The sequence below is a fragment of the Streptomyces sp. NPDC057702 genome, from assembly GCF_042799315.1.
Taxonomy (GTDB): Bacteria; Actinomycetota; Actinomycetes; order Streptomycetales; family Streptomycetaceae; genus Streptomyces.
This window is the reverse complement of sequence record NZ_JBHVJC010000030.1, coordinates 68,337-78,652: the sequence shown is the minus strand read 5'-3', so window position 1 is coordinate 78,652 and position 10,316 is coordinate 68,337. Positions and strand designations below refer to the sequence as shown.

11 protein-coding genes are annotated in these 10,316 nt (G+C 69.8%); 1 reads left to right on the top strand and 10 read right to left on the bottom strand.

Features of this window, described 5'->3' with window-relative positions; translation table 11 throughout:
• Positions 1 to 139: 139 nt before the first annotated feature.
• Positions 140 to 2,239: a glycosyltransferase gene (locus ACFVFR_RS22965; RefSeq protein WP_383704610.1), complete on the top strand. Its 2,100-nt coding sequence runs from the start codon at positions 140 to 142 to the stop codon at positions 2,237 to 2,239.
• 313 nt (positions 2,240 to 2,552) lie between these two features.
• On the opposite strand, the gene truA is transcribed toward ACFVFR_RS22965, so the two are convergent.
• The 10 genes from truA to secY form a co-directional block, all read right to left on the bottom strand.
• Positions 2,553 to 3,419: a tRNA pseudouridine(38-40) synthase TruA gene (gene truA, locus ACFVFR_RS22960; protein WP_383704608.1), complete on the bottom strand. Its 867-nt coding sequence runs from the start codon at positions 3,417 to 3,419 to the stop codon at positions 2,553 to 2,555.
• Positions 3,420 to 3,538: 119 nt separating this feature from the next.
• Positions 3,539 to 4,051 (bottom strand): 50S ribosomal protein L17, encoded by a 513-nt coding sequence (gene rplQ, locus ACFVFR_RS22955; RefSeq protein ID WP_383704606.1) that lies wholly within the window; start codon positions 4,049 to 4,051, stop codon positions 3,539 to 3,541.
• 159 nt (positions 4,052 to 4,210) lie between these two features.
• Complete coding sequence (locus tag ACFVFR_RS22950; RefSeq protein ID WP_144380962.1) at positions 4,211 to 5,233, bottom strand: DNA-directed RNA polymerase subunit alpha; 1,023 nt, start codon at positions 5,231 to 5,233, stop codon at positions 4,211 to 4,213.
• 187 nt (positions 5,234 to 5,420) lie between these two features.
• Positions 5,421 to 5,825 carry a 30S ribosomal protein S11 gene (gene rpsK, locus ACFVFR_RS22945; protein ID WP_009715860.1) on the bottom strand — a complete coding sequence of 135 codons (405 nt, stop codon included), beginning with the start codon at positions 5,823 to 5,825 and terminating at the stop codon, positions 5,421 to 5,423.
• Positions 5,826 to 5,927: 102 nt separating this feature from the next.
• Positions 5,928 to 6,308, bottom strand: coding sequence for a 30S ribosomal protein S13 (rpsM, locus tag ACFVFR_RS22940; RefSeq protein ID WP_176163520.1), 381 nt, complete (start codon positions 6,306 to 6,308; stop codon positions 5,928 to 5,930).
• 184 nt (positions 6,309 to 6,492) lie between these two features.
• Complete coding sequence (rpmJ, locus tag ACFVFR_RS22935) at positions 6,493 to 6,606, bottom strand: 50S ribosomal protein L36 (protein WP_003956441.1); 114 nt, start codon at positions 6,604 to 6,606, stop codon at positions 6,493 to 6,495.
• A gap of 58 nt (positions 6,607 to 6,664) precedes the next feature.
• Positions 6,665 to 6,886: a translation initiation factor IF-1 gene (infA, locus tag ACFVFR_RS22930; protein ID WP_030262853.1), complete on the bottom strand. Its 222-nt coding sequence runs from the start codon at positions 6,884 to 6,886 to the stop codon at positions 6,665 to 6,667.
• Between the two features lie 266 nt (positions 6,887 to 7,152).
• Entirely contained in the window at positions 7,153 to 7,995 is an 843-nt protein-coding gene (gene map / locus ACFVFR_RS22925) for a type I methionyl aminopeptidase (protein ID WP_383704602.1), read from the bottom strand.
• Positions 7,996 to 8,150: 155 nt separating this feature from the next.
• On the bottom strand, positions 8,151 to 8,846 hold the full coding sequence (locus ACFVFR_RS22920; RefSeq protein ID WP_383704600.1) for an adenylate kinase: 696 nt from the start codon (positions 8,844 to 8,846) through the stop codon (positions 8,151 to 8,153).
• Positions 8,846 to 10,159 (bottom strand): preprotein translocase subunit SecY, encoded by a 1,314-nt coding sequence (gene secY, locus ACFVFR_RS22915; protein WP_383704598.1) that lies wholly within the window; start codon positions 10,157 to 10,159, stop codon positions 8,846 to 8,848. The genes ACFVFR_RS22920 and secY overlap by 1 nt, the downstream gene beginning before the upstream one ends.
• Positions 10,160 to 10,316 lie beyond the last annotated feature (157 nt).

Below are 10,316 nucleotides of genomic sequence, written 5' to 3'. Positions count from 1 at the left end.
TCACGACCCGTGATTGTGGGCCATTGCATATCACCGCATGCATAAGCAACTTTCGCCACTCCGGATCGTCTAATGAGGCAGGCCAGGCCAGAGGGGAGGCAACACGCATCGGGCGCAACTCGTCCGACGTGAAGTCCACATGAAGATCTCATTTCTGCTGCACAACGTGTACGGCATCGGCGGAACGATCCGCTCCACGTTCAATGTGGCGGGCGCCCTCGCCGAACACCACGAGGTGGAGATCGTCTCCGTCATGCGCACCCAGGAGGCCACCAGCCTCCCGCTGCACGACGCCGTGCGCATCGTCAACCTGATCGACCTGCGCAAGGGCACCCGCACCAGCGACGTGGGCAACCCGCTGCTCAAGCAGATCACCCCACGCATCCCGGCCGCCGAGGCGAACGGCACGGTGAACTTCAACGGGCTCACCGACGAGCGCATCGCCGCCTACCTCGACACCACCGACGCCGACGTCGTCATCGCGACCCGCCCCGGCCTGCTCATCTACCTGGCCGAACTCGGCCGCTCCCGCGACGGCGGCCCGGCCACGGGGCGCGGCCGAAGCCGCGGCTACCTGCGCATCGGCCAGGAACACCGGCTGTACGAGACGCACAAGCCCGCCCTGCGCGCCGCCTGCGACGCGGCCATCGCCCGGCTCGACGCGCACACCACCGTCTCCGAGGCCGACGCCGTCACCCACCGGGCCAAGCTGCCCGGCATCGACACGCGCCTGGTCGCGCTGCCCAACGGCGTGCCCGCCACCGACGTGGAGCCCTCCGACGGCACCGCCAAGCTGGTCGTCGCCGCCGGCCGGCTGATCCCCGTCAAGCGCTACGACCTGCTCGTCACCGCCTGGGCCACGGTCGCCGCCGAGCACCCCGACTGGAAGCTGCGGCTGTACGGGCGCGGCCCGCAGCAGGCCGCGCTGCGCCAGCAGATCGACGACCTCGGGCTGGCCGACCACATCACCCTCATGGGCCCGCACGCCCCCATCGAGACCGAGTGGGCCAAGGGCTCGATCGCCGCCGTCACCTCCCGCGAGGAGTCGTTCGGCATGACGATCGTGGAGGCCATGCACTGCGGCGTCCCCGTGGTGGCCACCAACTGTCCGCACGGCCCCGGCGAGATCATCGCCGACGGCGAGGACGGCCTGCTGGTGCCCAACGGCGACGCGGGCGCCATCGCCAAGGGCCTGCTCTCGCTGATCGAGGACGACGACCGCCGCCGCCGGATGGGCCAGGCCGCCCGCGCCGCCGCCCAGCGCTACGCCCCCGAGCGGGTGGCCGCCGCGTACGAGAAGCTGATCGGCGAGCTGCACGCGGCCCGCGGCCAGGCGGTCGCCCAGCAGCGGCCCGCGAGTGGCCCGCGCGCCCCGCGCACGCCGCTGGCCTCGGTCCTCAAGAGCACCGTCAAGAGCCTGGTCCGCAAGCCCCCGCTGCGCCCGGTCGCCACCTGCCGGGCCGACGACCGGGCCCGCCTCACCCTGGCCGTACGCGGCGCGGGCGTACACGGCCCGAAGCTGGCGCTGACCGTGACCGAACGGGCCAAGGGCGACCACCACCGCGTCCCGCTCCAGCCGCCCACCACCCCGGGCGGCCCCTGGACCGCCACGCTCGACCCCGAGCGGGTCCGGCTCACCGAGGGCCGCTGGGACCTGCACATCGTCCGGGGCGACGGCGCCCGGCGCCGGCTGAGCTGCCACTACGCCGAGGGACGCGGTCTGCTCACGGCCCAGCCGGTGACGGGCACCCCGTTCACCTGGTGGGTGCCGTACACCACCGTGGACGGCTTCCTCGCGCTGCGCGCCTGGTACCGCGACGCCCACGCCGAGGCGCAGACGGTGCACGCCGACAGCGCCGGAGTGACGGTCACCTGCGCCCTGTACGGCGCGGCGCTGACCGAGAGCGGCGCGAGCGCCCCCCGCGTGGTCGCCAAGCCGCGCACCGCCGGCGAGACCCTCACGGCGCCGGTGACCGTGCTCGGCCCCGACCGGTTCCGCTTCACGCTCTCCTACGCGCAGGTGCACGCGGCCCGCGCCGGCAAGGAGTCCGTCGACCCGGTCTGGGACGTCAGCCTCCAGCCCGGCGCCGACGGCCCCGCCAGCCTGCGGGTCGGCCGCGTCCTGGGCGACGTGCTCGACCGCAACAAGACCGACCTCTACCCCGCCGTCGACGACGTACGGCCCTACTTCACCAAGGCCAACAACCTCGCTCTGACCTGCCCCAAGCGCACCGCGTAAACCGCCGGGCGCGGCCCGCCGGCACCCGCCCCCCGATGGGCGCCGCCGAGCCGACCCAGACCGTCCGGGCCGGCGGGCGGGCACTCCCCCGCGCCCGCCCGCCGGCCCGGGCACCCCCTTCCGCTCCGGACGCCGCCCGGCCGCCCCCGGGCGACCGGGCCCCAGGTCGGCCGGCACCCCGAAAGCGGGGCCCCAGAAGGCAGCACCCCGGAAGGCGGGGTCCGCGAGCCCGGCCCGAGCAGGCATAGCCCGGGAGGGGCCGAGCCGGAGCCCCGAGAGCCGCCCGGCATCCCGGCCCGCACCCCGCGCCGCCTCAGCAGCAGCCCGCGTCGGCCCCCGCGCCCGGCGGCGTCCGCTTGTTCCTGGCCTCTCGACCACGGGCCGCCAGCAGCTCGTCGGCCGGGTAGCCGACCTCCTCCAGCGTCAGCCCGTGCGGGCGCACCACGTGCACGGCCGAGTCGCGTACGCCCGCCGCCAGCACCTTCCGTGGCCACTCCACCGGCCGGTGCCCGTCGCCCACGAAGAGCATCGCGCCCACCAGCGAGCGCACCATGTTGTGGCAGAAGGCGTCCGCCCGCACGGTCGCGGTGACCACCCCGTCCGCGCCCCGCTCCCAGGAGAACCGCTGGAGCGTACGGATCGTCGTGGCGCCCTCGCGCCGCTTGCAGTACGCCGCGAAGTCGTGCTCGCCCACCAGGTGCCCGGCCGCCTCGTTCATGGCGGCCACGTCCAGCGGCCAGTCATGCCACAGCACGTGGCCGCGCAGCAGCGGGTCAACGCCGCCGGGGTGGTCGGTCACCCGGTAGGCGTACCGGCGCCAGACCGCCGAGAACCGGGCGTTGAAGCCCGCCGGCGCCGGCTCGATCCGCCACACCCGCACGTCGTGCGCCAGCCGCCCGGCCAGCCGGCGCGACAGCCGCTCACGGTGCTCCTCCCAGACCTCCACCGGCAGGTCCACGTGGGCGACCTGCCCCCGCGCGTGCACCCCGGCGTCCGTACGACCGGCCACCGTCAGCTCGTACGTCCGCGTGGAGCGTGTCACCGTCCGCAGCGCGTCCTCGATCTCGCCCTGCACGGTGCGCCGCCCGCCCGCCTGCCGCGCCCAGCCCGAGAAGTCCCTGCCGTCGTAGCTCAGGTCCAGCCGCAGCCGTACCCATCCGGGAGCCGCCTCGTCACTCACTCGCAGTCCTCATCCACGCCACATCCCTCGTCTACGCCGAACGGGCCCGCCCCAGAGAATCTGGAACGGGCCCGTCCGTGGAGCCGTCACCCCGCACCCCGCCAACGGCGGGAGGAGTGTCAGGCGTCCTTGGCCTCGGTCTCGTCGGCGGCCTCGGCCGGGGCCTGCTCGGCCTCGCCCTTCTTGAGGTCCGCGACGGCCTGGTCGCCGGCGGCGTCCTTGGCGGACCGCTTGGTGGCGGCCTCGGCCTCGCCCACGGCGGACTGCTGCACGGTCAGCGCCTCGACCAGCTCGATGACGGCCATGGGCGCGTTGTCGCCACGGCGGCTACCGATCTTGGTGATGCGGGTGTAGCCACCCGGGCGGTTCTCGTAACGCGGGCCGATCTCGGTGAAGAGCGTGTGGACGACGCTCTTGTCCGTGATGACCTGGAGCACCTGACGGCGGTTGTGAAGGTCGCCCTTCTTCGCCTTGGTGACCAGACGCTCCGCGTAGGGGCGCAGCCGGCGGGCCTTGGCCTCGGTCGTCTTGATGCGACCGTGCTCGAACAGCGCGGTGGCGAGGTTCGCCAGCAGCAGCTTCTCGTGCGCGGCGCTGCCGCCCAGACGGGCACCCTTGGTGGGACGCGGCATGGTGTTTCTCCTTGTGATCTGCACCGGCCGTACGAGGTACCGGTGTCAGTATCCGAGCAGACGGTCGTCTGTCGGAGACCCGCGCCCCCGAGGGGGCGCGGGGAGCTGTGCGACCGGCCACGGCGGGGCCGGGACGGTCGAACAGGTGAGCCCGAGCTGCTAGTACTGCTCGGTCTCGACGAACCCGGCGTCCGCGTCGTCGTCGGCGCCGAAGGCGTCGGCGGCGGCGGTCGGGTCGAATCCGGGCGGGCTGTCCTTGAGCGCCAGGCCCATGCCGGCCAGCTTCGCCTTGACCTCGTCGATCGACTTGGCACCGAAGTTGCGGATGTCCAGCAGGTCCGCCTCGGAGCGGGCCACCAGCTCGCCCACCGAGTGGATGCCCTCGCGCTTGAGGCAGTTGTACGAGCGGACCGTGAGCTCCAGCTCCTCGATCGGCAGCGCCAGATCGGCGGCGAGCGCGGCGTCCGTCGGGGACGGGCCCATGTCGATGCCCTCGGCGTCGACGTTGAGCTCACGCGCCAGACCGAACAGCTCGACCAGGGTCTTGCCCGCCGAGGCCATCGCGTCACGCGGACGCATGGCCTGCTTGGTCTCGACGTCGACGATCAGCTTGTCGAAGTCGGTGCGCTGCTCGACACGGGTCGCCTCGACCTTGTACGTGACCTTGAGGACCGGCGAGTAGATCGAGTCGACCGGAATCCGACCGATCTCCTGGCCGACCTGCTTGTTCTGCACGGCGGAGACGTAGCCGCGACCGCGCTCGACGGTCAGCTCCATCTCCAGCTTGCCCTTGCCGTTCAGCGTGGCCAGGACCAGGTCCGGGTTGTGCACCTCGACACCGGCCGGCGGGGCGATGTCCGCGGCGGTGACCAGACCGGGGCCCTGCTTGCGCAGGTACATCACGACCGGCTCGTCGTGCTCCGAGGAGACGACGAGCTGCTTGATGTTGAGGATGAGGTCGGTGACGTCCTCCTTGACACCCGGCACGGTGGTGAACTCGTGCAGGACGCCGTCGATCCGGATGGACGTGACCGCCGCACCGGGAATCGAGGAGAGGAGCGTACGACGCAGGGAGTTGCCGAGGGTGTAGCCGAAGCCCGGCTCCAGCGGCTCGATCACGAACCGGGAGCGGTACTCGTCGACGACCTCTTCGGTCAACGAAGGACGCTGAGCGATCAGCATGAGGTGTTGCCTCCAGTCTTCGGCACCCACTATTTGATGCCGACGGATACTGCAAGGGTACGGGCGGTACGCCGCCACGTCGCAGAACGCGGGGACATACCGCCCGTAACCGTTGAACCACTACCGTCCGTAGCGCCGGTGCGCCGGGACGGGGCGTGTCCGCGGGTGGGAACCCGCGGCCGGTCGATCAGACCCGGCGACGCTTGGGGGGACGGCACCCGTTGTGCGGGGTCGGCGTCACGTCCTGGATCGAGCCGACCTCAAGGCCAGTGGCCTGGAGGGAGCGGATCGCGGTCTCACGGCCGGAGCCGGGACCCTTGACGAAGACGTCGACCTTGCGCATGCCGTGCTCCTGCGCGCGACGCGCGGCCGACTCGGCGGCCATCTGCGCGGCGAACGGGGTCGACTTGCGCGAGCCCTTGAAGCCGACGTGGCCGGCGGAGGCCCAGGAGATCACGTTGCCCGTGGGGTCGGTGATCGAGACGATCGTGTTGTTGAACGTGCTCTTGATGTGAGCGTGCCCGTGGGCGACGTTCTTCTTCTCCTTGCGGCGCACCTTCTTGGCGCCGGCCGTACGGCTCTTCGGAGGCATTCTGATGAACTCCCGTGGAGGTGATCGGTCCTACAGCTCGGACCGCGAACTGCTCGCGGGAACCGGGAGCGAACTCCCGGACCGCGGCGCGTCCGGTGCGGACTACTTCTTGCCCGGCTTCTTCTTGCCGGCGATGGCGCGACGCGGGCCCTTGCGGGTGCGGGCGTTGGTGCTCGTGCGCTGACCGTGAACCGGCAGGCCACGACGGTGACGCAGACCCTGGTAGCAGCCGATCTCGACCTTGCGGCGGATGTCGGCCTGAATCTCGCGACGGAGGTCACCCTCGGTCTTGAGGTTGGCGTCCACGTACTCGCGGATCTTGACCAGGTCCTCTTCGGCCAGGTCGCGCACGCGGGTGTCCGGGTTGACGCCGGTGTTCTTCAGGGTCTCCTGGGCACGGGTGCGACCAATGCCGAAGACGTAGGTGAGGGCGACCTCCACGCGCTTTTCGCGCGGGAGGTCAACGCCTGCGAGGCGTGCCATAAATCTGGCTCCAGTTGTATGCGGAGGTCTTCCGCAGCACCACTCCCGGCCGGCCTCCGAAGAGGCGGTCGCCGGGTCCCCGGCCTCCGCCGGGGGTGTCACCCTCGGGAACCGAGGACGGGTGACTGCGTATGTACGAGTTGCTCGCGTCGCGCGAAGGTACTGCGAGGTGCGGGGTCGTGCGTCAGCCCTGGCGCTGCTTGTGGCGCAGGTTGTCGCAGATGACCATGACCCGGCCGTGACGGCGGATCACCTTGCACTTGTCGCAGATCTTCTTGACGCTCGGCTTGACCTTCATGGGTGTGAGGTTCTCCGGGTCGTGCCATCGCCCCACGGGAGCGGGACGGCAGCGAGATCTACTTGTAGCGGTAGACGATGCGTCCGCGCGTCAGGTCGTAGGGAGACAGCTCCACCACGACCCGGTCGTCAGGGAGGATGCGGATGTAGTGCATGCGCATCTTGCCGCTGATGTGCGCGAGGACCTGGTGACCGTTCTGGAGCTCCACCTTGAACATGGCGTTCGGGAGGGACTCGATCACGGTGCCCTCGATTTCGATGGCACCTTGCTTCTTGGCCACGCTTCGCCCTTCGAATCGGCTACCTTGATCAACTCTCGACACGCGGACGCGCTCGCGACCTTCTCCGGGGGAGACGGCGTGCGGGCGCGCGGATATACGAGAGCCGACGCATCAGTCTACGTCAGGGCTTCCGGAAAGACGAATCCAGGTCTTCTGCCCGTACGTAGAGATCATTAAGCAACGCCCCGCTCAGCGGCGCGCACACCACGGCCGACCCCACCGCGCGCGGGAACCCGTGCCCACCGCGCCGGCGGCGCCCCGCCCCGTCAGGCCGACGCCAACGGATCCGGCGCGATGCTCACGCCGTACTCCGCCAGCTTCGCCGCCCCGCCGTCGACCGCGGTCAGCACCAGCGGGCCCTCCTCGGTCAGCGCCACCGAGTGCTCCCAGTGGCTCGACCAGGAACCGTCGTCCGTCTTGACCGTCCAGTCGTCGGCCAGCACGTGCGTGGCGGCGGTGCCCAGGCTCACCATCGGCTCGATCGCGATGCAGAAGCCCGGCACCAGCTTGGGCCCCTTGCCCCGCTTACGGGTCACGTAGTTCAGCAGGTGCGGTTCCATGTGCATCTCGCTGCCGATGCCGTGGCCGCCGTAGTCCTCGATGATCCCGTACCGACCGGAGGCGGGCCGGGGCTGGCGGCGGATGTACCCCTCGATGGCCTTGGAGATGTCCACGAGCCGGTTGCCCTTGCGCACCGCGGCGATGCCGGCCCACATGGACTCCTCGGTGACCCGGCTCAGCTCGTGCAGCTCCGGCGCGTGCCCCTCGCCGACGAAGGCGGTGAAGGCCGCGTCGCCGTGCCAGCCGTCCACGATGGCGCCCGCGTCGATAGAGATGATGTCGCCGTCGCGCAACACCGTCTCCTGGTCGGGGATACCGTGCACCACCACGTCGTTCACGGACGTGCAGATCGTCGCGGGGAAGCCCCCGTAACCCAGGAAGTTCGACTTCGCGCCGGCGTCGGCGAGCACCTTGCGGGCGGCCTCGTCCAGGTCCCTGGTGGTGGCGCCCACGACGGCCGCCTCCCGGCACGCCTGGTGCACGCGCGCGACGACCAGCCCCGCCGCACGCATCTTCGCGATCTGCTCCGGGGTCTTGATCTCCAGCATGGGTCGCCTTCTTCCGCCTTCCGTGTCTCGTGATACCTGCACACACAACAGTACGGCCGTGGTGCTCTCCAGGAGCACCACGGCCGCACACGCACTGTCACCACTCCGCCGTGCCGGGCACCCGACGCGTCCCCGCGTCCCGCCCGGCCGGGGGCTCACGGACCAGGTACGGTCCGCTCGTCCGACTCCGCGGCCCGCTCGGCCCGCTGCGGCAGGGCCTCCATGGCCCGCTGGGTGACCTCGGCCACCTTGCCCAGCGCCGGAATCGTCACGACCAGGCCCTGCGCCTTGTAGAAGTCGATGATCGGCTCGGTCTCGCTGTGGTAGACCTCAAGGCGCTTGCGGACCGTTTCCTCGCTGTCGTCCTCGCGCTGGTAGAGGGCCCCGCCGCAGATGTCGCACACGCCCTCCACCTTCGGCTTGCTGTACTCCACGTGGAAGGTGTGGCTGGAGTCCGTACGACAGGTGCGCCGCCCGGCGATCCGCTTCACGACCTCGCCCTCGGGCACCTCCAGGTCCAGCACCGCGTCCAGCCGCAACCCGCTCTCGGTCAGGAGCTGGTCGAGCACCTGGGCCTGGTGGAGGTTGCGCGGGAAGCCGTCGAGCAGAAAGCCGCGCTCGGCGTCGGGCTGGCCCATGCGGTCCTTGGCCATGCCCACCGTGACCTCGTCCGGCACCAGTTGGCCGGCCTTCATGTACTCCTGCGCCTTCTGGCCCAGGGGCGTGCCCTGGCTGATGTTCGCGCGGAAAAGGTCACCCGTGGAAATGTGCGGGATTGACAGATTCTTGGCGAGGTACGCGGCCTGCGTTCCCTTGCCCGCCCCGGGAGGCCCGACGAGGACGATTCGCATCAGCGGAGGAACCCTTCGTAGTGTCGCTGCTGAAGCTGGCTCTCGATCTGCTTCACCGTCTCCAGCCCCACACCCACGATGATGAGGATGCTGGTACCACCGAACGGGAAGTTCTGATTGGCGTTGAGCGTCACCAGCGCCACCGTTGGCACCAGAGCGATCAGGCCCAGGTAGAGCGAGCCGGGCCACGTGATGCGGTTCAGCACGTAGCTCAAGTACTCCGCAGTGGGACGACCAGCCCGGATACCCGGGATGAAGCCACCATACTTCTTCATGTTGTCGGCGACTTCCTCGGGGTTGAACGAGATCGCGACGTAGAAGAAGGCGAAGAAAACGATCAGCAGGAAGTACGTGACGATGTAAACCGGGTGGTCACCCGTCACGAAGTTGTTCTCGATCCACGTCGCCCATTCCGAGTCGGAGCCGCTGAATTGAGCGATCAGCGCCGGAATGTAGAGCAGCGACGAGGCGAAGATGACCGGGATCACACCGGCCTGGTTCACCTTCAGCGGGATGTAGGTCGAGGTGCCGCCGTAGGAACGGCGGCCGATCATGCGCTTCGCGTACTGGACGGGAATGCGCCGCTGCGCCTGCTCCACGAAGACCACCAGGGCCACCATCGCCAGACCACAGAGGATGACGAGGCTGAACTCCAGCCAGCCGTCCATGATCTTGCCCTGCTGACGGATCGCCCACAGCGCGCTCGGGAAGCCGGCGGCGATGGAGACGAACATCAGGATGGACATGCCGTTGCCGATGCCGCGGTCGGTGACGAGCTCACCGAGCCACATCACCAGCGCGGTGCCGGCGGTCATGGTGAGCACCATGGTGATCGTGACGAAGATCGACTGGTCGGGGACGATCTGGTTGCCAACCGAGCAGTTCTGGAAGAGCGAACCGCTACGTGCGGTGGCCACCAGGCCGGTGCCCTGCAAGATCGCCAGCGCCACCGTCAGGTAACGGGTGTACTGCGTGATCTTCGCCTGCCCCGACTGGCCCTCCTTCTTGAGGGCCTCAAGGCGGGGGATCACCACCGTGAGCAGCTGAAGGATGATGCTCGCCGTGATGTACGGCATGATCCCTAGCGCGAAGATGGTGATCTGCAGCAGGGCGCCACCGCTGAACATGTTCACCAGACCGAACAGGCCCTGCTGGGCCTCAGCCTGATCCATGCACTCTTGGACGTTCTTGTAGTCGATGCCCGGAACCGGGACGTGCGCCCCGAGCCGGAACAGGACAATGATGCCCAACGTGAAGAGCAGCTTCTTGCGCAGGTCGGGCGTCTTGAACGCTCGGGCGAACGCGGTGAGCACGGTGCCTCCTGCGCCCCCCGCGTCGAGCGCGAGAGGTGACGGTCTTGAGGATCGACGAATACAAATCAGTCAAAACCCGCGCGGACACAGGCCACGCGGAGGGTAACAGCGCACGCCACCTTACCGGCGACTGGGCCCCCCTAGGAACGACCAACCG

Bases quoted from the DNA above. Each gene is read 5' to 3' on its own strand.
- rplQ (WP_383704606.1), bottom strand. From the start codon at position 4,051: ATGCCGCGTCCCACCAAGGGTGCCCGTCTGGGCGGCAGCGCCGCGCAC.
- map (WP_383704602.1), bottom strand. From the start codon at position 7,995: ATGCTGGAGATCAAGACCCCGGAGCAGATCGCGAAGATGCGTGCGGCG.
- ACFVFR_RS22920 (WP_383704600.1), bottom strand. From the start codon at position 8,846: ATGCGAATCGTCCTCGTCGGGCCTCCCGGGGCGGGCAAGGGAACGCAG.
- rpmJ (WP_003956441.1), bottom strand. From the start codon at position 6,606: ATGAAGGTCAAGCCGAGCGTCAAGAAGATCTGCGACAAGTGCAAGGTG.
- rpsK (WP_009715860.1), bottom strand. From the start codon at position 5,825: ATGCCTCCGAAGAGCCGTACGGCCGGCGCCAAGAAGGTGCGCCGCAAG.
- rpsM (WP_176163520.1), bottom strand. From the start codon at position 6,308: ATGGCACGCCTCGCAGGCGTTGACCTCCCGCGCGAAAAGCGCGTGGAG.
- ACFVFR_RS22965 (WP_383704610.1), top strand. From the start codon at position 140: ATGAAGATCTCATTTCTGCTGCACAACGTGTACGGCATCGGCGGAACG.
- ACFVFR_RS22950 (WP_144380962.1), bottom strand. From the start codon at position 5,233: ATGCTGATCGCTCAGCGTCCTTCGTTGACCGAAGAGGTCGTCGACGAG.